General features: G+C 33.7%; 21 protein-coding genes and 3 tRNA genes. 9 read left to right on the forward strand and 15 right to left on the reverse strand.

All coding sequences use genetic code 11. The features are described 5' to 3' along the window. Positions 1-52: 52 nt before the first annotated feature. Both ACWNT5_RS14925 and ACWNT5_RS14930 read left to right on the forward strand, forming a co-directional pair. Positions 53-1,798 (forward strand): hypothetical protein, encoded by a 1,746-nt coding sequence (locus ACWNT5_RS14925; protein ID WP_456517793.1) that lies wholly within the window; start codon positions 53-55, stop codon positions 1,796-1,798. A 210-nt stretch (positions 1,799-2,008) separates the two neighbouring features. Further along, complete coding sequence (locus ACWNT5_RS14930; RefSeq protein ID WP_456517794.1) at positions 2,009-2,569, forward strand: TlpA family protein disulfide reductase; 561 nt, start codon at positions 2,009-2,011, stop codon at positions 2,567-2,569. On the opposite strand, the gene ACWNT5_RS14935 is transcribed toward ACWNT5_RS14930, so the two are convergent. From ACWNT5_RS14935 to ACWNT5_RS14975, 9 genes are all read right to left on the reverse strand, one after another. After that, complete coding sequence (locus ACWNT5_RS14935) at positions 2,570-3,019, reverse strand: beta-carotene hydroxylase (protein ID WP_456517795.1); 450 nt, start codon at positions 3,017-3,019, stop codon at positions 2,570-2,572. It abuts the gene before it with no gap. A 34-nt stretch (positions 3,020-3,053) separates the two neighbouring features. Further along, on the reverse strand, positions 3,054-3,893 hold the full coding sequence (locus ACWNT5_RS14940; protein ID WP_299606901.1) for a phytoene/squalene synthase family protein: 840 nt from the start codon (positions 3,891-3,893) through the stop codon (positions 3,054-3,056). A gap of 88 nt (positions 3,894-3,981) precedes the next feature. Next, the gene (locus ACWNT5_RS14945; RefSeq protein WP_456517796.1) at positions 3,982-5,475 is read right to left on the reverse strand and encodes a phytoene desaturase family protein; all 1,494 of its coding nucleotides are present in this window, start codon (positions 5,473-5,475) and stop codon (positions 3,982-3,984) included. Positions 5,476-5,497: 22 nt separating this feature from the next. Next, entirely contained in the window at positions 5,498-6,394 is an 897-nt protein-coding gene (locus tag ACWNT5_RS14950) for a MerR family transcriptional regulator (protein WP_299606904.1), read from the reverse strand. A gap of 335 nt (positions 6,395-6,729) precedes the next feature. Next, positions 6,730-8,064, reverse strand: a complete 1,335-nt coding sequence (locus ACWNT5_RS14955) for a peptidoglycan DD-metalloendopeptidase family protein (protein WP_456517797.1) — start codon at positions 8,062-8,064, stop codon at positions 6,730-6,732. Next, entirely contained in the window at positions 8,057-8,440 is a 384-nt protein-coding gene (locus tag ACWNT5_RS14960) for a BlaI/MecI/CopY family transcriptional regulator (protein WP_456517798.1), read from the reverse strand. Before ACWNT5_RS14960 ends, ACWNT5_RS14955 begins: the two co-directional genes overlap by 8 nt. Positions 8,441-8,661: 221 nt before the next feature. Further along, positions 8,662-8,745 (reverse strand) — tRNA-Leu (locus ACWNT5_RS14965). A 63-nt stretch (positions 8,746-8,808) separates the two neighbouring features. Next, positions 8,809-8,881: transfer RNA gene (locus tag ACWNT5_RS14970), tRNA-Lys, on the reverse strand. 79 nt (positions 8,882-8,960) lie between these two features. Further along, positions 8,961-9,033, reverse strand: a tRNA-Lys gene (locus ACWNT5_RS14975). Between the two features lie 132 nt (positions 9,034-9,165). Between ACWNT5_RS14975 and ACWNT5_RS14980 the strand changes: the two genes are divergently transcribed. Further along, positions 9,166-9,687 (forward strand): shikimate kinase, encoded by a 522-nt coding sequence (locus ACWNT5_RS14980; RefSeq protein ID WP_456517799.1) that lies wholly within the window; start codon positions 9,166-9,168, stop codon positions 9,685-9,687. Here ACWNT5_RS14980 and ACWNT5_RS14985 read toward each other — a convergent pair. The 3 genes from ACWNT5_RS14985 to ACWNT5_RS14995 are packed head-to-tail and all read right to left on the reverse strand — an operon-like array spanning position 9,679 to position 11,171. Continuing rightward, positions 9,679-10,179 (reverse strand): phosphoribosyltransferase family protein, encoded by a 501-nt coding sequence (locus ACWNT5_RS14985; protein ID WP_299899047.1) that lies wholly within the window; start codon positions 10,177-10,179, stop codon positions 9,679-9,681. The two genes, ACWNT5_RS14980 and ACWNT5_RS14985, sit on opposite strands and share 9 nt — an antisense overlap. Positions 10,180-10,206: 27 nt before the next feature. Further along, positions 10,207-10,785 carry a methyltransferase domain-containing protein gene (locus ACWNT5_RS14990; RefSeq protein WP_456517800.1) on the reverse strand — a complete coding sequence of 193 codons (579 nt, stop codon included), beginning with the start codon at positions 10,783-10,785 and terminating at the stop codon, positions 10,207-10,209. Beyond that, the gene (locus ACWNT5_RS14995) at positions 10,782-11,171 is read right to left on the reverse strand and encodes an RNA-binding S4 domain-containing protein (protein ID WP_299606914.1); all 390 of its coding nucleotides are present in this window, start codon (positions 11,169-11,171) and stop codon (positions 10,782-10,784) included. The genes ACWNT5_RS14990 and ACWNT5_RS14995 overlap by 4 nt, the downstream gene beginning before the upstream one ends. 90 nt (positions 11,172-11,261) lie before the next feature. Between ACWNT5_RS14995 and ACWNT5_RS15000 the strand changes: the two genes are divergently transcribed. Next, complete coding sequence (locus tag ACWNT5_RS15000) at positions 11,262-12,461, forward strand: FKBP-type peptidyl-prolyl cis-trans isomerase (protein ID WP_299606917.1); 1,200 nt, start codon at positions 11,262-11,264, stop codon at positions 12,459-12,461. Between the two features lie 58 nt (positions 12,462-12,519). On the opposite strand, the gene ACWNT5_RS15005 is transcribed toward ACWNT5_RS15000, so the two are convergent. From ACWNT5_RS15005 to ACWNT5_RS15015, 3 genes are all read right to left on the reverse strand, one after another. Next, positions 12,520-13,137 carry a porin family protein gene (locus ACWNT5_RS15005; protein WP_299606919.1) on the reverse strand — a complete coding sequence of 206 codons (618 nt, stop codon included), beginning with the start codon at positions 13,135-13,137 and terminating at the stop codon, positions 12,520-12,522. Positions 13,138-13,304: 167 nt separating this feature from the next. Beyond that, complete coding sequence (locus ACWNT5_RS15010; protein WP_299899053.1) at positions 13,305-14,258, reverse strand: transketolase family protein; 954 nt, start codon at positions 14,256-14,258, stop codon at positions 13,305-13,307. Positions 14,259-14,300: 42 nt separating this feature from the next. Continuing rightward, positions 14,301-15,146 (reverse strand): transketolase, encoded by an 846-nt coding sequence (locus ACWNT5_RS15015; RefSeq protein ID WP_299606922.1) that lies wholly within the window; start codon positions 15,144-15,146, stop codon positions 14,301-14,303. A gap of 177 nt (positions 15,147-15,323) precedes the next feature. On the opposite strand from ACWNT5_RS15015, the gene tgt reads away from it, so the two are divergent. The 5 genes from tgt to dnaB all read left to right on the forward strand — a co-directional run bounded on the left by tgt (position 15,324) and on the right by dnaB (position 21,175). Continuing rightward, positions 15,324-16,454: a tRNA guanosine(34) transglycosylase Tgt gene (tgt, locus tag ACWNT5_RS15020; RefSeq protein ID WP_456517801.1), complete on the forward strand. Its 1,131-nt coding sequence runs from the start codon at positions 15,324-15,326 to the stop codon at positions 16,452-16,454. Between the two features lies 1 nt (position 16,455). Continuing rightward, positions 16,456-17,532: an LptF/LptG family permease gene (locus ACWNT5_RS15025; RefSeq protein WP_456517802.1), complete on the forward strand. Its 1,077-nt coding sequence runs from the start codon at positions 16,456-16,458 to the stop codon at positions 17,530-17,532. Then, entirely contained in the window at positions 17,519-18,433 is a 915-nt protein-coding gene (locus ACWNT5_RS15030; RefSeq protein ID WP_299606926.1) for a DMT family transporter, read from the forward strand. The genes ACWNT5_RS15025 and ACWNT5_RS15030 overlap by 14 nt, the downstream gene beginning before the upstream one ends. Positions 18,434-18,505: 72 nt before the next feature. Next, positions 18,506-19,459, forward strand: coding sequence for an acetyl-CoA carboxylase carboxyltransferase subunit alpha (locus tag ACWNT5_RS15035; protein ID WP_299606927.1), 954 nt, complete (start codon positions 18,506-18,508; stop codon positions 19,457-19,459). A 168-nt stretch (positions 19,460-19,627) separates the two neighbouring features. Further along, a complete protein-coding gene (gene dnaB, locus ACWNT5_RS15040; protein WP_299606928.1) occupies positions 19,628-21,175 on the forward strand; it encodes a replicative DNA helicase in 1,548 nt (515 codons plus the stop codon). Positions 21,176-21,200 lie beyond the last annotated feature (25 nt).

Genomic DNA, 21,200 nt, shown 5'->3' on the forward strand with positions numbered 1-21,200 from the left:
AAATGTTTTATGAATTTACTTTTACAGTAATAATAATTATAAAACAAAAGCAATGTTTAAAAAACTGATAATAGGTATGCTAGCGGTTGGATTGATCGCAGTTTCCTGTAATGAGGATGATGACACTATACAAGTAGCAAACGCTGGAGAAATTTCTGGGGGACCGTTTGAATTTGATGTAGATGGAGAACCAGATATGGTTTCCGGAATCACCTTAGATGATACAAACGCCTTTGGAACAGGAAGTACTTGGATCGTTACAGATGATCAAGGACTTATTCTAGGTTTACCGCCTACATTAACAGCTGTAGAAGGAGTGAATTTTGATAGTGCTGGTGCTGGAACATGTTTGATATGGTATGCTAGGTACAATGGCGAAATTTCTGGATTAGAAATGGGAATGAATGCCAATGAGGTTACTGGAGATTTTGATCTTTCAAACTCTATTACCGTAATCCGTAATCAAGTAGCAAATGCAGGATCTATAGAAGGTGGTCCATTTGAATTTGACGTGGATGGAGAAGCGGATATGGTATCTGGAATAACTTTAGATGACACTAATGCTTTCGGATCAGGAAGTACTTGGATTATTACGGATGATCTTGGAAATATTCTTGGGTTACCACCAACATTAACTGCTGTAGAAGGAGTGGATTTTGATGGTGCAGGCGCTGGAACTTGCTTGATCTGGTATGCAAGATACGAAGGAGATATTTCTGGATTGGAAATGGGAATGAATGCTAACGATGTTACAGGAGATTTTGACCTCTCTAATGCGATCACAGTTGTTCGTAACCAGGTGGTAAATGCAGGAACACTTTCTGGAGGACCTTACGAATTTGATGTAGATGGAGAACCAGATATGGTATCCGGAATTACCTTAGATGATTCTAATGCTTTTGGAGATAATAGTACTTGGATTATTACAGATGACCAAGGAAATATTTTAGGATTACCACCAACATTAATGGCAGTAGAAGGAGTGGATTTCGACGAAGCAGGAGCTGGTACTTGTTTAATTTGGTATGCAAGATATAATGGTACAGTAACAGGATTAGAAATGGGAATGAATGCTAATGACGTAACAGGAGATTTTGATCTTTCTAACGCAATTACAGTAGTTCGTAACCAAGTAGTAAATGCAGGAACACTTTCTGGTGGTCCATATGAATTTGATGTGGACGGAGAACCAGATATGGTCTCTGGAATTACCCTAGATGCTTCTAATGCTTTCGGTGACAATAGTACATGGATTATTACTGATGATCAAGGAAATATTTTAGGATTACCACCAACATTAATGGCGGTAGAAGGAGTAGATTTTGATGAAGCAGGAGCTGGTACTTGTTTGATTTGGTACGCGAGATATAATGGCACAGTAACGGGATTAGAAATGGGAATGAATGCCAATGATGTTATGGGTGATTTTGATCTTTCTAATGCGATCACAGTAGTACGTAATCAGGTAGTCAATGCGGGATCTATTTCAGGAGGACCTTACACATTTACTGTGGATGGAATGCCAGATACAGTATCTGGAATTACGTTAGATGATACGAATGCTTTTGGAGATAATAGTACTTGGATTATCACAGATGATCAAGGAAATATATTAGGACTCCCATCAACATTAGCACAAGTAGAAGGAGTAGATTTTGATGCAGCAGGAGTTGGAGTATGTTTAATCTGGTACGCAAGATATAATGGAACAGTAACTGGATTAGAGATGGGAATGAATGCAGCTAACGTTATGGGAGACTTTGATTTATCAAACTCAATAACGGTAACAAGAAACTAAAGGTATTCAGAAAAAGAAAAATACGGTATCGAAGATAATGTGAACTTAACGTTGCATCTCTTCTCTTAAGAAGCGTAACACAATAGTTCATTGTTGTTTTTTTGTTAGTTTTAAAGCGCGGTCTCTGGCTGCGCTTTATTAATTTATATACTTTTGTAAGGAAACGGTTTATCTAAGACCAATCCTAAAAAATAGCACACATTATATCTTATGAAATTTGATAAAAAGAAAATATCCAACTTAATTTTTGTAGTCATATTATTACTGTTTTTTATTCCTAATACGAGAGGAATGATGCAAATTTTTCTTACCAGAATATTTTCTTTTAGTCCTAGTTTAGTTGCGGTAGAGGATCGCGCACAAATAACATCTTTTGATTGGAAATTACATGGTGTAAATACTCAATCTATGAACTTTAAAAGTGCAGAAGGAAAAGTGATATTATTAAATTACTGGGCAACATGGTGTCCTCCTTGTATCGCAGAGATGCCTTCTCTTCAAAAGCTATATAACGATTATAAAGATAAAGTGGTTTTTGTTTTTCTTACCGAAGATGATGATCCCGAATTGAATAAATTTATGAGTGATAAGGATTATAATTATCCGATTTACCGATCGTTATCCGCGCATCCGGAGCCTTTTGTACATAAGCCAATACCAGGGACATACCTTATTGATAAAAAGGGAAATATTATTATTCACAAGGTTGGGGCTGCAGATTGGAATACTGAAAAAGTTAGAGCAACGATTGATCAACTTTTATCGGAATAATTATTTTTTAAAATATTTAAAAGGCACAAATAACATTCCAAAACATTCTCCTTTGTCTTTTCCTAAGTGCTTGTGATGTATTTTATGGGCCCTTCGTACGCCTCTCGCGTACCAATGGTTAGCATTACGAAACATTTTGAATCGTTGATGAATAAAAATATCGTGTACGAAAAAATATGCAATACCATAGGCTAAAATACCAAAACCAATGGGTTTTCCCATCCAAAAAGTAGCGGGGTCGTGCAACATAATACATGACATGCTAATAACAGCATAAAAAACAAAGAACAAATCATTACGTTCCCACCAGCTATTATGATCTTTATGGTGGTGATCTTTGTGTAGGGGCCATAAAAATCCATGCATAACGTATTTATGAGTAAACCAGGCCATAAATTCCATTGCGCAAAACGTACTAACAAAAATTAATATCCAGATTAGAATATTCATTACAAATTATAAATAGGTTTGATCAAAAATACTATTAAATTAGGTTCATTCTATAATCAAAGTAAGATTTAGCTAATAATCCAAATTTTTGATAATTAGGAACTCTTATTCGAGTATTTTTTATTTCTACCGATGGAGTAGATTCTAATTTGTTTAGTAGTTTTTTATAGTAGATGTAAGCTGTGTATACACCAAATTTAGCCTCTACAGGTAATTTCATAATACCTTCAAAACCTTTGTCAAAGTCTTCTTGGATTTCTTCGATGATTCTGGATTTCGAAATTTCATCTAATCTTGTTAAATCTGTGTTTGGGAAGTATGTACGACTTAATTCTTCAAAATCTGCTTTTAAGTCTCTTAAAAAGTTTACTTTCTGGAAGGCTGAACCTAGGTGCATCGCACTTTTTTTAAGTTCATCGTATTTTTGTTGATCTCCTTTTACGAAAACTTTTAAGCACATAAGTCCAACTACATCGGCAGAACCGTAAATATATTCTTCGTACTCAGAAGTTGTTAAATAATCTGTTTTATGTAAGTCTAAACGCATACTCTTCATAAAGGCTTCATATAATTCCGGTTCGATATTGTATTCGTGAACAGTTTTCTGGAATGAATTAAGAATAGGATTTAAGCTTATTTTGTTTTGGATAGCTTTATACATTTCCTTTTCAAAATCGTTAAATAAAGTCTCTTTATCATAATCATGAAAACTATCTACAATTTCATCGGCAAATCTTACAAAGCCATAGATGTTATAGATATCCTGTCGGATGGAGTCTGATAACATTTTAGAAGCTAAAGAGAAAGATGTGCTGTAAGAGTTCGTAACTAGCTTACTGCAACTGTAAGAAACGGAGTCAAATAAAGCTTTCATAGAAGGTAGTTTTAGTTTAATTTTTAGATAAGAAAAAATTAATGTTAGGTCTATTCATAATGATAAGATGAAGTGCGAAATGTGGTTATCATACAACCTGTAATTTGGGTTGTCTGGAAACTTTACATTGTGATTCTATCAATCCTGCTACTAGTTTACCAGAAATTAGTGATGGCGGTACTCCTGGTCCGGGAACAGTTAGTTGTCCTGTAAAAAATAAATTCTGAACTTTTTTACTTTTCAACTTAGGTCTAAGAAATGCGGTCTGCAATAGGGTGTTTGCCATACCATAAGCATTTCCTTTGTATGAGTTATATTCTTTTATAAAGTCCTTTACACAAAAGGACTCTTTAAAGATAATATTATTTTGAACACTTTGTTTCGTTAAATTTTCAAAACGTGTTATAATTTTATTAAAGTATTTTTCTCTTAAAGCTTCCGTATCTTCTATTCCTGGTGCTAATGGAATTAAGAAAAAACCATTTTCCATTCCTTCTGGAGCTGTACCACTGTCAGATACCGAAGTGAAGTTCGCATAAAATAACGGGTTTTCTGGCCATTTAGGATCATCATAAATATCTTTGGCATGAACATCAAAATCAGTATCAAAAAACAAATTATGATGCTCGATATTATTTAGTTTTTTGTCAAACCCTACATAAAAGAGTAGAGAAGAAGGTGCAAAAGTCTTTCGCTCCCAGTACTTTTCTGAATACTGTCTATATTTTTCATCAAGAAGTGTTTCTCCATGATGGTAATCTGCTCCACAGAGAACTATATCTGCTTCGATGGTCGAAGCATTAACAACTACACCAGTAGTCTTACCATTTTCTACTAATATTTTGCTTACTGGAGTGTTTGTATGAATGGTAACACCTAGTGATTCGGCTAGTTTTTTCATTCCCAATATAACCTGGTACATTCCGCCTTTTGGATGCCAAGTTCCTAATCCAAAATCAGCATAGTTCATAAAACTATAAAAAGCAGGAGTGTCACTAGGTTTTGCACCGAGAAATAAAACTGGAAATTCTAAAATTTGAATTAGTTTCTTATTAGTAAATTCTTTTCTTACTTCCTTAGAAATAGTACTAAAAAACTGACCTACTTTCTTAATTGTTTCTTTGGTTACTAATTCTATTGGTGAAACACCAGGTCGATATACCAAGTTTTTTATCGCAATATCATAATTGCTTCTGGCTGCATCAATAAATTTTTTGAGCTTCGCTGCACTTCCTTTTTCTTCTTTTTCGAAAGCTGCGTATATTTTATCAAGAGTATCTTCTATAGAAATACTTTTTCCATCTTCAAAAAACACCTGATATGCTGGGTCTAGTTTATCCAATTTGTAAAAATCGGATGCTGAAGTATTAAAATCATGAAAAAATTTTTCAAAGACATCGGGCATCCAATACCAAGAAGGGCCTATATCGAATGTAAAACCTTCTTTTTTTAATTGACGTGCTCTACCACCAACAGTATCATTTTTTTCATAAATAGAAACTTCATATCCCAATTGTGCCAAATAGCAAGATGCGGAAAGAGAGGAAAAGCCAGAGCCTATTATTACTACTTTTGGCGTCATATTGGTTGGTTTATTTGGTAGATTATAATTCTTTAATTAAATCGTTTATGGATGAAAAATAACGATGGTTGGGAGCACTAGTTTTCGATATGTGCATGGTTTGTTTACCTAACATCCAAAATTCACTTTCTCTTTTTGTGCAAACCACTTCATTGAATTTTTTAACGTAGTCTTCAATTTTATCTTTCTCTGGTCTTACAGTAAAATAGGAGAGAAATGTGGTGTTTTCGTGAAAAGTTAGCATATTAGGTAGACTATCTAAAGGAATACTTGGTCCCAAGTATATAGCTTTATATCCTTTAAGTAGAATTTCATAATTGATATACAATAAACCTAATTCATGAATTTCATTTTCTGGTAAAAACAATATGAATGCTTTATCAGTTTGAGTAGCTTTAGAATATTGTAATTTCTCAATATTGATAAGTAGTTTCTGTTTTATCAAATTAGTAATGAAATGCTCATGAGATGGACTGATAGTATTTGTTTGCCATAACAAACCTATTTCCGTCAATAACGGTATGAAAACATCTGTAAATATTTGACGGAAAGTTCTTTTCTCCGATAATTGTTCATACGTACCTAAAAACAGCTGTAAATCATAGTTAAGCATTGCTATTTTAAGAGAGTTGATAGCTTGATTTTTGGTACTAGTATCAGAAACTATGCGTCTCACATATTCATCAATCTCTTCATTATTTAATTTAGAAACTCGAGATATTTTATATCCGCTGTTTACTAAATACGTAACATTAAGAAGTTTCTGTAAGCTTTTTAAACTATATGTACGAATGTTAGTCTCAGTTCGGTCTGGAGATAATAAGTTGTATCTTTTTTCCCATATTCTTATGGTATGCGCTTTTACTCCGCATAAATTTTCCAGATCTTTAATACTAAAATTTTGCTTTATGTTGTTCACCTTTTCATCAAAATAGTTAAACAAATTTAAACAAAAATCTAGCTACTTTGTAAATTGTCCTTGTTAAATTATTAACGATTATTGTTAAAAAAAGATATGAAATGCATTATTCGCAATAGGTTACTGAAAAAAATATATCAGCAAAATTATTATTATCGAGGACTGTTTTTTAAAAAAAATAATGTCTAATTGTTTGTAAAACAGTTTTTTTTAAAGATTTAAGTATGATGGTCTTAATGATTATTTCGCAGGTTATAGATTCATAATTTTGTATTTAACCTTTTTTAAAATAAATCCGGCAAGAGTTTTTACTTTTGCCGGATCAACGCTTTTAATTACTTTTCTATGTAATCCATTGGGTCTACATTTTTTCCGTGATGACGTACTTCGTAATGAAGATGAGGTCCTGTAGATAGTCCAGTGTTACCACTTTTTCCTATAATGTCTCCAACACGTACTTGCTGATTTTCTTTTACATCAAAACTATCTAGGTGTGCATACCAGGTTTCGAAACCGTCGGAATGTGAAATTACTATCAAATTACCCCAATTCCCTTCTTTCTTCGCAACTTTTACTGTTCCATTTGCTGTAGCCACAATGGGTGTTCCGATTTTTGCTCTAATGTCAATCCCTTTGTGGATCTTGTTTTTCTTCAGTTGTGGATGATCAAACTTTTTACCATAAACGGCCGTAATATGATCTTTGGATCCGTTTTTAACGGGAAAGATGGAAGGAGGTATTTCTACAATTATCTCTTCTGTGATAATTTGTTCTAATACATTCGTTGTGTCTAATTCTGGTTTTATAAAAGCTGTTAGCAGTATAAATAAAACAGGCGTAAGTAAAATGTATCGGATGATTTTTTTTGGATTGGAATTGGTTTTTGTGATCATGTCTATTCGTTTTTTGATTAATGAATGATTAAAATAACTGTGTAATTTTGAATTGCGTGTACTTCCTAAATTTTTGATTAATAATTCTAGGTATTCGGATTTTTTTACTTGATTACGTACCACATATTTGTCTGCCTGAAATTCGTGAACGGATTGTAATGTTTTTCTGAATATATAAGTAAAAGGGTTGAACCAAAATATGGCTAGATATAGCTCCGTAAGCATTAAATCCAATGTATGGTATAGTACGATATGAGCTTTTTCATGTTCAAGAACTGGTGTTTCGATAGTTTGAATTTGATCTTTTGGGATAAAAATCCATTTGAAACTGGAGAATATGTGTGAAGCGTTAGTAAGAATTATCGAGTAGTTTTTATGTAAAAGTGTTTTAGACTTTTGTTTTAGTTGAAATAGTTTAATTATGGATAATAATAATTTTAAGACACAAAAAACAGCTCCAAAGAGATATAAGGTAGTTAAGACCAATAGGATATTACTGTTTTGGAGCGTAAAAGTGTTTTTTTCATAATTTTCTTCTAGGATAATATGTTCGAAAGACACATATTCTTCTAAATGCGGTATGATGATTGCTTCTGGAATCGTTTCAAAATGTATATGACTTAGTAAAGGAATACCTAACGATAACGGAATAATAGATAGCAGTATGATTCTATTAATATTATGGAATGTTAGCTTTCTAAAAAATAAGTGATAAGAAATATACAATACTGCAAAACAAAAACTTGACTGTATAAGATAGATGATAAGGCTAGTCATTTTGCTTTTTTAATAGTTCAATTTTGTCTTCTATCATTTGTTTCATTTCTTCTAATTCTGAAACATTTAGGTCCTCATCTTTTGTAAAAAAAAAAGCAAATTTACTTACAGAACCACTAAAAAAATTCTTTACCACTCCCTTAAAGTGGCTTTTAAAATATTGCTCCTTACTTATGAGAGGATAATATTCTTTAATTCTTCCGTATACGTTAAAGCTGATGAATTTTTTAGTAACCAGAGTTCTTATTACTGTAGATATTGTGGTATAAGCTGGTTTTGGTTCTGGAAATTGTTCTACGATATCTTTTAGGAAAGCTTTTTCTAGTTTCCAAAGGTATTTCATAACCTGTTCTTCTGCTTTTGTTAAATCCTTCATAGAGCAAATATAACTATATTTTTAGTAATTAAACTATAAATTTAGTAATAAAACTATATTTATAGTAATATTTATGTTTAGGGTAGGTTATTGAAGTAATTTAAATTACTGTTTGGTACGAGTGTTCGGATTTAAATCAGTTTCGCTAATTTTTTTAGATAAAAAAGTTGGGATAGTAAATCAAGGGAATGTGTTAGTGTTCTATTTCGGAAGAAAAAAAGTGCCCAGAGCGGGAGTCGAACCCGCACGCCCTAATGGACACATGGCCCTCAACCATGCCTGTCTACCAATTCCAGCACCTGGGCATTATAGATCACAATATAGTATAAAACTAAAAAAGTATCACAAGAGATTGCAATACTTTTTAGTGACCGGGCTGGGGCTCGAACCCAGGACCCTCTCCTTAAAAGGGAGATGCTCTACCAACTGAGCTACCCGGTCATTGATATGGTAATATCATTATTTTTTTAAGAACTTAAGATTATAATTATTTATAAAAAAAATGATCTAATCTTTCTTGTGACCGGGCTGGGGCTCGAACCCAGGACCCTCTCCTTAAAAGGGAGATGCTCTACCAACTGAGCTACCCGGTCATTACATTCTTTTCCTGAATGCGGGTGCAAATATACTATCATTAATTTATTTTTCAAGAAGAATTTAATATAAATTTACATTTTATTTTAAATGCCCTTTTTTAAAGGCGTAAATAACCTAAAATTTTGTTCATGAATATTGTCTTATTAGGATATATGGGATGCGGTAAATCATCTATTGCCAAAGCTTTAGCTGATCAATTAAAAATGAATAGTATTGATTTGGATGATTATATAGAGGATCAGGAAAATAAAACGATTACTCAGATTTTTGCGGATCATGGAGAGATTTATTTTAGAAAAAGAGAGCATCAGTATTTAAAAAAGCTATTAGAAACGCACACAAATCATATTATTTCGCTTGGAGGAGGTACTCCTTGTTTTGCTGGTAATATGGAGCTTCTAAAAGGCAATGATCAGAATAAAAGTGTCTATTTGAAAACTTCGCTTGAAGAATTAGTAGATCGTTTATTTATAGAAAAAGAGAAGAGACCTTTAATAGCACATATAGCTACAAAAGAGGATCTAAAGGATTTTATTAGAAAACATCTGTTTGAACGTTCGTTTTATTATAATCAGGCAGCTCATATAGTTTCTACAGATGCGAAAACGGTTGATCAAATAGCAGAAGAGATAGAGTCAACATTATTCTAAGGTTGCTATATCATTGTCTCCAAAAGTAACATTAACGTGTTCATTCAATGATGTAGATAAAGAAATTCCTTTAAAGTCAGCTTTAATTGGATACTTTTTGTGGTTTCTATTTACCAAGACTGCTGTTTTAAATCTGGTAAGAGGAACATCTAAAAAATGTTTTACTCCATAAACCAAAGCTGTACCGGAATTAAGAACATCATCTGCCAGAACTAATGCTTTGTTTGTATATTCAGAAGGAGAAAGTGAAGTCTCTACCGTATTTTGAGGAGCTGATTTATCCATAGTAACCTTACATAGTATTACCTGGATATCAGAGATTTCTTCCAACAAAGACTTTAATCGTTGTGCAAAAATATAGCCGTTCTCTGCTATCCCAGCAATTACAATTTCTTTTTCACTAACATTAGTCTCATAAATTTGATAAGCGATTCGCTTTATCTTATGCTGAATTTGTTCGTGAGTTAGGATAATATTGTTTTTGGTTTGCATAAGGATATATTCTATTGTTTTGCCTAATTAGACTTCAAATATAAAAAACAGTTCGCTACCCTTTCTAGGAAGAATAGAATTATAACAATTTTCTAGGGTTTTAATTTTGAATTGTGAAGAAAACAAAGAAGTGTATTCTTGCTTGGTTCCGCCAAAAGGAGGACCAGATTGTTCAAAAACACGATTAAATAAAACTCCCACCAATTTCCCCTTGTTTTTTAGTAATGACCTCATTTTAGAAACGTACTCTCTTCTTTGTTTGGGCACTAACGCACAGAAAAATGTTTGTTCTATAATCAGATCGAATTTACCTTCAATCTCAAAAAAATCATTGTGTATGATATGTTTTTTAGGAAAGGTGGGATTGTTTCTTTGAAATTGATTTAATGTTTCTTTTACAAAATCTACTATATATACATTTTTGAAACCTTTGGAGTGCAAGTAAATGGCTTCATAGGCATTTCCACATCCTGGAATTAGTATTTTTAAATCTTTGTTTTTTAACTGGTCAGCATATGTTGCGATAGGAGTAGAGACGTAGCCTATATCCCATCCAGTCTGATTTTGTTCATATTTCTGAGTCCAAAAAGCTGCGTCTAATTTCATTCTTCGCTATCGTTATCTGATGGTCCTTCAAACCAATCATCAATATCTCTTCGATCTTTCTTAGTAGGTCTACCCATTCCCTTTTTGCGATAATAATCCTTAGAATAGTTTAAAAGGTCTAATTTTTGCAACGCTTCTTCTGGAGTAACGTCTTTACGATATATGTCGACTAGTTTAGCACCTAGTCGGCTTTTTGGTGTGTCTAAAACGATAAGTTCATAATTTACTTGGTTCTTGCGGACAGTAATTTTATCTGTAGGATATATTTCTCTAGATGGTTTTATAAGATCTCCATTTACACGAACTTTTCCTTCTTTACAAGCTTTTGTAGCTATGCTACGTGTCTTATAATACCTGATACACCATAAATATTTATCAACTCGCATAAAAAATGATTAAAAAATGCGTTTATCTCTAATAATAGTTGAGCAAAAGTACAAGAAAATTGTATCTTGCGCCTTCAAAAAAGCAATCAGATGAGTATAAAAAGATATATTCTAGCCATAGGTGTTGTTATGGCAGCTTTATATGCATGTAATAATGACGATGATGATGGTATTATTGCAGTACCACCAAGGGATGAAGCAGAACAGGAAGCAGATGAGGCACCAATTATCGAAGATTATTTAAAAACCCACTTTTTTAGATTTGTAGATAATGAGTTTAATCCAGATTACCAGGTTATTCAGTTTGATACGATAGCAGGAGCGAATAGTGCTGAAACCTCCATATGGGATTCAGGACTGTTGCAAACCAAAACTGTCACTAGAAATGATGTTGATTATACATTGTATATCATGAGTCATAATGCTGGAAATGCTGAACAAAGACAAACTAGATTTGCGGATTCCACTTTTGTGACTTATCGAGGAGAGGTGTTTTACGACTATGAAGATGATGATGGAGATGGTATTCCAAATGATGGAGATGTAGATGCAGATGGAGATGGAGAACCAGACATGGTAGATGAAACCGAAACGAAGACAGATAGCGATGGAGATGGAATTGCAGACGATAGTGATGTTGATAATAATCCAGGTGAACCAGACTCTGATGGTGATGGTGTAATAGATGCCAATGATCCTGTGGATAATAACAATCCGAACAGAAGAGTTTTTGATAGTGCTGTAAATCCCTTATGGTTTGATCTAGTTTCAGTGGTTGATGGTTTTAGAGAGGCGATTACTGATTTTAAAGGTGCTTCTGGTTTTACAGAAAATAGCGATGGAACAGTTAGTTATGGCATGGATTTCGGTAATTTTACGGTTATCATGCCCTCTGGGTTAGCATATTTTGCTGAACCTCAAAATGGAATACCGCAATACGCACCACTTATCTTTCATGTGCAGTTATACGGAAGTGTTGAAGCAGACCATGATAATGACGGTGTTCCCTCTTATTTAGAAGATTTGGATGGAGACAGATTGGTGTTTGATACGGATGATGATACAGATAGTAATGGGTTTCCTAACTATTTAGATCCAGATGACGACGGTGATGGTACTTTAACTATCGACGAAGATTTGGAGCCTGATACAGACTTAACTGTGGATAGAGATGGAGATGGAGATCCGACAAATGATATAGGAGATGGAGATCCAACGAATGATGATACTGATGGAGATGGAATTCCAAACTATCTAGATACAGATGATACAGCTTCAAGAGAAGATTAAATAAAAAAACTCCGGTACTAACCGGAGTTTTTTTATTCTTATTTCGTTTTTTAATTAATTAAAGATCTAATGCCAAACTAAGTATAAATTGATTAGGTCTAGAGTCTACTCTAATGGTTTGCCCAGTATTTTCATCAATAGATTGCGCTTGATTTTCAGAAATACCTCTTTCGTATCTAAGATCAATATTAAGGCGTCTTATTTGTAAACCTACTCCAAATTGAACACCTACCGTAAATTCATTCTTAACATTGCTTAAACGAACATCTTCGAGGTTGTTGTCTATGATATATTGCAAAGAAGGACCGCCAAAAACATGTAATGGGCCTAATAGATATACTCCAGCTAGAATGGGTAAATCTAATTTTTTTAGATCATAATCTAGTTCGCGATTGTTAAACGAATACGAGCTATTGTTTTGTGTATACTGTAGCTCTGGTTTTAGGTAAAAATTATCGGTAATATCGCCTCTTAGAAATACACCGATATGATAACCAACACGATCATCTGCGTTTTCGGAAAGTAAATTATCCCCTGCATTGGTAAGATCTGTGAATTCAATCTTACCGTTATCTCCGTAGTTGAGACCTGCTTTTACCCCAAAATTTAATCCTTTGTCCTGACCAATAATTGTAAATGAACTAAAAAGAATTAATAACACTAATACATTTTTCATTTTAAATGAGTTTTAAAAGATGAATAAATAACTAACTATTTTTTTGGTTGCGGTCAGTGTTTCTAGTATAACGAAAATAGAAACGTATTATTCTTAATAGTAATCAAAAAGCCTTCCATTTTTGATGGAAGGCTTTTTATTATGAATTATGGAAGAAAATATATTCTCTATTTTCTTTTAATTACTTTTTCAACTGCATTTACAATAGCTTCTGCATTTAATCCATACTTAGCCATTAGTTGATCAGGAGTACCACTTTCTCCAAAGGTGTCGTTAGTAGCAATAAACTCCTGAGGAACTGGATAATTCTGAGCTAGTACTCTAGAAACACTTTCTCCAAGTCCGCCAAGGTAGTTGTGCTCTTCTGCAGTTACAATACAACCTGTCTTTTTTACAGAATTTAATATCGCTTCGTCATCAAGAGGTTTAATGGTATGGATATTAATTACTTCCACACTGATTCCTTTAGCTTCTAGTGTTTCGGCTGCTAACAAAGATTCCCATACTAAATGACCAGTAGCAACTATCGTAACGTCACTACCTTCTTGTAAGTGTACTGCTTTTCCTATTTCAAATTTTTGATCTTCTGGAGTGAAATTAGCAACTTTTGGTCTTCCAAAACGTAAGTATACAGGTCCTTCATATTCTGCAATCGCTATGGTAGCGGCTTTAGTTTGGTTATAATCACATGGATTAATTACTACCATTCCTGGTAGCATTTTCATTAAACCTATATCTTCCAAAATCTGATGTGTAGCACCATCTTCTCCAAGTGTCAATCCTGCGTGAGATGCACAGATTTTTACATTTTTTCCACTATAAGCAATAGATTGTCTTATTTGATCGTATACACGACCTGTAGAAAAATTGGCAAATGTACCTGTAAAAGGAATCTTTCCTCCTATAGTTAATCCAGCAGCAATTCCCATCATATTAGCCTCTGCAATTCCAATCTGAAAAAAACGATCCGGATTGTTAGCTATAAATGCATCCATTTTTAGAGAACCAATAAGATCTGCACACAATGCAACAACATTCTCATTTGTTTTTCCAAGTACTTCAAGCCCCGCTCCAAAACCTGAACGAGTGTCTTTTTTTCCTGTATCTATATATTTTTTCATGAATAGTTTTTTTGAGTGATTCGTTATAAAATCACTTATATCTTAATAGTCTCCTAAAGTTTCAGGATTTTGTGCTAAACCAATTTCTAATTGTTCATCATTTGGAGCTTTTCCATGCCAGGCATGTGTATGCATCATAAAATCAACACCATTCCCCATCACAGTATGCATTAGTACGCAAACAGGTTTACCTTTGCCTGTTCTACTTTTTGCTTCTTTTAAGCCATCTACTACAGCTGTGATATTATTTCCTTCTTTAATTTCCATAACATCCCATCCAAAAGCCTCAAATTTAGCTTTAAGACTTCCTAAGGCTAATACATCATCAGTAGATCCATCAATTTGCTGACCATTTAAATCAATAGTAGAAACTAAATTGTCTACTTTTTTTCCAGCAGCATACATGGCAGCTTCCCAAATTTGACCTTCTTGTAATTCACCATCACCATGAAGACTATAGACAATATGATCGTCATTGTTTAGTTTTTTGGCTTGTGCAGCACCTATAGCTACAGACATTCCTTGACCAAGAGATCCTGATGCAATTCGGATACCTGGAAGTCCTTCGTGAGTAGTTGGATGTCCTTGAAGCCTACTATCGATTAATCTAAATGTATTTAGCTCTTCTACTGGAAAATATCCACTGCGAGCTAATACACTGTAATATACAGGCGAAATATGTCCGTTTGATAAGAAAAAAAGATCTTCTCCTATTCCATCCATATCGAAACCGTCTTTTCTGTCAAGAATTTCTTGGTAAAGAGCTACAAAGAATTCTGTACATCCCAAAGAACCACCTGGGTGCCCTGAGTTTACTTTGTGAACTTGTCGTAAAATGTCTCTACGAACCTGAGTCACAAAATCTTCTAATTGTTGTGTTTTTGGCATTGCTATGCTGATTAGCTTTATGATTAAGGCGCAAAAATACAGGTTTTGAGTACTGTAGCAAAATGTGGATGCAGCTTTTAATTAAGATCCTATTGTTAATAACGAAAACTTTTCGAAAATGAGACTTTATCAAAGTAGTTTTAGTTAGTTATCTTTGCGCTCTACGAAATAGAAATTATGCAATTCGACCTATTATCAACAGATCCACAAAGCAAAGCAAGAGCAGGAAAAGTAACAACAGATCACGGAGTAATTGAAACTCCAATTTTTATGCCTGTTGGTACCGTAGCTACAGTAAAAGGAGTGCATCAACGAGAATTGAAAAATGATATCAATCCAGATATTATTTTAGGAAACACGTATCATTTATACTTAAGACCACAAACACCTATTCTTGAGAAAGCAGGTGGTCTGCATAAATTTATGAATTGGGATAGAAATATTCTGACGGATAGTGGAGGATATCAGGTGTATTCATTATCAGCGAATCGCAAAATTAAAGAAGAAGGGGTAAAGTTTAAATCACATATTGATGGTTCTTATCATGTTTTTACTCCCGAAAATGTTATGGAGATTCAACGAACCATAGGGGCAGATATCATAATGGCTTTTGATGAATGTACTCCATATCCTTGTGATTACAATTATGCAAAAAGAAGTATGCATATGACACACAGGTGGTTAGATCGATGTATGCAACATCTGGAAAAAGTTCCAGTTAAATATGGATATGATCAGACTTTTTTTCCTATCGTGCAAGGAAGTACTTATAAAGATCTAAGAAGACAGTCTGCCGAGTATATCGCTAATGCTGGAGCTGAAGGAAATGCAATTGGAGGTTTATCTGTTGGAGAGCCAGCGGAAGAAATGTATGCTATGACAGAAGTAGTAACAGAAATATTACCAGAGGATAAGCCTAGATATTTAATGGGAGTAGGTACTCCTATAAATATTTTAGAAAATATTGCACTAGGTATAGATATGTTTGATTGTGTAATGCCAACTCGAAACGGAAGAAATGGAATGTTGTTTACAGCGCATGGTACCATAAATATTAAGAATAAAAAGTGGGAAGATGATTTTTCTCCTGTAGATGAAATGGGAATTACCTATGTAGATACAGAATATTCCAAAGCATATTTAAGACACCTATTCACGGTAAACGAAATGTTAGGAAGACAAATTGCTACAATTCATAATTTAGGATTTTATTTATGGTTGGTTCGTGAGGCTAGAAAACATATCTTAGCTGGCGATTTTTATACATGGAAAAATATGATGGTAAAACAAATGGATAAAAGATTGTAGTTTGAAAATATTAGACTGGTACATACTTAAGAGATATTTAGGAACATTTTTTACAATGATCCTATTGTTCATTCCTATTGGTATTATTGTAGATCTTTCTGAGAAAATCGATAATATGTTGGAGCATAAGGTGCCATTCGCTGCGGTGGTTTCTTATTATCTTGATTTTACTGTTTACTTCGCTAACCTTTTATTTCCTTTATTCGTTTTTTTATCAGTAATCTGGTTTACTTCCAAACTGGCTAACAAAACAGAAATTATTGCTTTTTTAAGTTCTGGAGTATCATTTTGGAGATTTCTTAGACCATATATGATTGGAGCAATTCTCATTTGTTTAGGAGCATTAGCAATGGGACTTTTTTTAGCACCAAAAGCTAGTCAGGGATTTAACGAATTCAAATATTCTTATTTAAAGAAAGGTAAAAAAGTTCAGGAAACCCGAAATGTATATCGACAATTAAATGATAGTATATTTTTATATGCTAATGACTTTAAACCTCTTAAGAAAAAAGCGACCAATTTTACTTTAGAATATTTTGATGGTAATAAATTAGTCACAAAAATTTCTGCCAGAACCATTACTTACATCGAGAAAGATAGTATATATGAATTAAGGGATTTTGTGAAACGAACTATTCTTGAGAACGAAGACATTATCGAAAAGGCGAGAAAAAAAGATACTGTGTTACCTTTTAATATAGATGAGTTTACACCAGTAACTTATGTGGCAGAAACGCTTAACTATATGGAGTTAAGTAAGTTTATTGAAAAAGAGACTAAAAGAGGTTCTTCGGATATCAATAGATATAAAGTAGTGGCCTACAAAAGATGGAGTATTCCTGTTTCGGCATTTATATTAACTGTCATTGGGGTAGCAGTTTCTTCTATGAAAAGAAGAGGAGGAATGGGAATAAATCTAGCGGTAGGAATTTCATTAGCTTTTGTGTTTATCTTTTTTGATAAAGTTCTTGGAACCTTGGCAAATCAATCGGATTTTCCACCTATAGTAGCAGTGTGGTTTCCAAACGTTTCTTTCGGAATATTAGCAATCTATTTATTGTATAATGCCAAACGCTAAACTTCAAAATTATTTGCATTTTCATTTTATTGTTTTCGTCTGGGGATTTACCGCAATACTGGGCGAACTAATTACCATTGAGGCTTTACCGCTGGTTTGGTATAGAATGTTAATGGCTTCAGGTTTTATTTATCTATTTATTCTTTTCAGGAAAGTTTCACTTAAGATATCAAAAAAACTCTTTATGGTTTTAGGTATTGCAGGTGTTATTATTGCATTACATTGGATCACATTTTTTGCAGCCATAAAAGCATCTAATGTTTCCATTACATTGGCAGTATTATCTACTGGTGCCTTTTTTACTTCAATTTTAGAACCAATATTTTATAAGAGAAAGTTGATCTGGTATGAAGTGGTTTTTGGATTGATGGTGATTTGCGGATTGTACATCATATTTAATGTAGAAGGAGATTATGTCCTTGGAATTATGTATGCAATCTGTTCTGCATTCTTATCGTCAGTATTTTCATTAATTAATGGAAAAATAGCGCAGCAATATTCACCATCCATGATCTCGTTTTATGAATTGTTAAGTGGTGTTGGATTTATAACAATCTATCTTTTTGCTATTTCTTTTTTGGGAACGGAAGGAGAAGGATTTTCTAGATCATTCTTTCAACTATCTACTTCAGATTGGATATATCTTATCATATTAGCTTCTGTATGTACTGCATATGCCTTTATTGGTTCGGTGCAAGTAATGAAGTATTTAAGTCCATATACTGTTATGTTAACCATTAATTTGGAGCCTGTCTATGGTATTGTACTAGCGTATCTAATTTTTGGTGATGCAGAAAAAATGAATCCAGGATTTTACTACGGAGCACTAATAATTTTGGGGACTGTGGTGCTAAATGGAATTTTTAAGAATCTAAAAAAAATAAAAATACAAAAGTCTTAATACTAGTTTAGGAAGTATTGTTTTATATTTGTCTGCTAACCCTAGTTAAAAAAAACAAAATATATTCTTGATATGGAATATTTAGAATTTGAACTCCCCATAAAAGAACTCGAAGAACAATTTCAAAAAGCCTGCGCTATTGGAGAAGAAAGTGATGTAGATGTTACTGATACGTGCAAGCAAATTGAAAAGAAGTTAAATGAGACTAAAAAGGAAATTTACAAGAATCTTACTGCTTGGCAAAGAGTACAGTTGTCCAGACACCCTTCTAGGCCTTATACCCTAGATTATATCAATGCGATATGTGGAGATTCCTTCTTGGAACTACATGGTGATCGAACTGTAAAGGACGACAAAGCGATGATTGGTGGTTTAGGTAAAATTGGCGATCAAAGTTTTATGTTTATTGGTCAACAAAAAGGATTTAATACCAAAACGAGACAATATAGAAACTTTGGTATGGCAAATCCAGAAGGGTACAGAAAGGCTTTGCGTTTGATGAAAAGTGCAGAGAAATTTGGTATTCCTGTTGTAAGCTTCATTGATACTCCAGGTGCATATCCTGGTTTAGAAGCAGAAGAAAGAGGGCAAGGAGAAGCAATTGCAAGAAATATCTTGGAAATGACACGACTCAAAGTTCCTATTATTGTTATAATTATTGGCGAAGGTGCTAGTGGAGGAGCTTTAGGAATTGGAGTAGGAGACAAAGTATTGATGCTAGAAAATTCTTGGTATTCTGTTATTTCTCCAGAGAACTGTTCTTCTATATTGTGGAGAAGCTGGGAACAAAAAGAAATTGCAGCAGAAGCCTTAAAATTAACCGCTAAAGATAGTGTAAAACTGAAAGTGGTTGATGAAATAGTTAGAGAGCCTCTTGGAGGAGCTCATAGCAATAGAGAAGAAACTTTTAAGGCAGTACGCGATAAAATAATATCATCTTTAGAGGAGATGAAAAACTTATCACCAGAAGAATTGGTAGAAAAGCGTATGGATAAATATGCTAATATGGGAGTCTTTAAAGGCTAACCCCTATTAAATCACTTGACAAAAAAATCTGAAGTTTTTGACTTCGGATTTTTTTGTGTTTATTAACAATATAATTAAGTTATTAACAGTTCAATTGTTGATGACTGGTGGACATTCATTACCTTTGTAAAAGGTCCATCTCTTTACAATTTTTTTACATTCGTGGTTATGGAAAAAGTACAGCAAACTCAGCAATCTAATTACGGTCGGGGGAACGTTATATCGCTGGAAAAAGGAAAAATACCTCCTCAAGCAGTTGATTTAGAAGAAGTTGTGCTTGGAGCGATGATGATTGATAAGAAAGGAGTTGATGAAATTATCGATATCCTAAATCCAGAAGTATTCTATAAAGAATCGCATAAATATATTTTTGAAGCAGTCTTTAAACTATTCGAAAATTCTGAACCAATCGACTTATTAACGGTTTCGAGTCAATTAAAGAAGGATGGAAAATTAGAATTAGCAGGAGGGGAATTTTATCTTATTCAACTCACTCAAAAGGTAGCCTCTTCGGCACATATCGAGTTTCATGCTCGTATAATTTTGCAAAAATATATTCAAAGAAGTTTGATTAAAATATCAAATGAAATAATCGAAGAGTCTTATGATGAGACTACAGATGTTTTTGATCTTTTGGATATGGCAGAATCCAGATTATATGAAGTTACCCAAGGGAATATCAAAAGATCTACAGAAAGTGCTCAGAGTTTGGTAATTCAGGCTAAGAAAAAAATTCAAGAGATTTCTAATAAAGAGGGAATGAGTGGTGTTCCTTCTGGTTTCGATAAGCTAGATAAGCTTACTTCTGGATGGCAACCAAGTGATTTAATAATCGTTGCTGCACGTCCTGGTATGGGTAAAACAGCGTTAACCTTATCGATGGCACGTAATATGGCCGTTGGAGCTAATACTCCGGTAGCATTCTTTTCTTTGGAGATGTCATCTGTACAGCTTATAACACGTTTGATCTCTTCGGAAACTGGACTTTCTTCAGAAAAACTTAGAACTGGTAAGTTAGAAAAGCATGAATGGGAACAGTTAAATGTAAAAGTAAAAGACTTAGAAAAAGCACCACTTTTTATTGATGATACACCATCACTTTCGATTTTTGATTTAAGGGCAAAGGCAAGACGATTGTCTTCTCAGCATGGTATTAAAATGATCATCATCGATTACTTGCAGTTAATGACAGCTGGTGGGAGTGGAAAAAACGGTAACCGTGAACAGGAAATCTCTACCATTTCTCGAAACCTGAAAGCTTTGGCAAAAGAATTGAATATCCCTGTGATTGCACTTTCGCAGTTATCTCGTGCTGTGGAAACCCGTGGCGGTAGTAAACGACCGCTTTTAAGTGACTTGAGGGAATCTGGAGCGATTGAGCAGGATGCTGATATTGTTGCCTTTATATTTAGACCAGAATATTATAAAATCGATGAGTGGGATGATGAAGAAAGATCACCTACACAAGGACAAGGAGAGTTCATTGTAGCAAAACACCGTAATGGTGGTTTAGAAAATATTAGGTTAAAATTCATTGGTCACTTAGGTAAATTTGATAACTTAGATGATTTTAGTACTCCTTTTGAGTTCCATTCTAAAATGAATGACGGTAAAGAAGAAGATGATCCTTTTAGTACAAGTCATCTTCCAAGCGCCGACGAAGCTTTTGGGAGTAGCATAAATGACTCTAATGATGATGACGATGTACCTTTCTAAAATGAATTGTAAGCTATTAGTTTAC

The organism is Aquimarina sp. 433, from assembly GCF_054054605.1.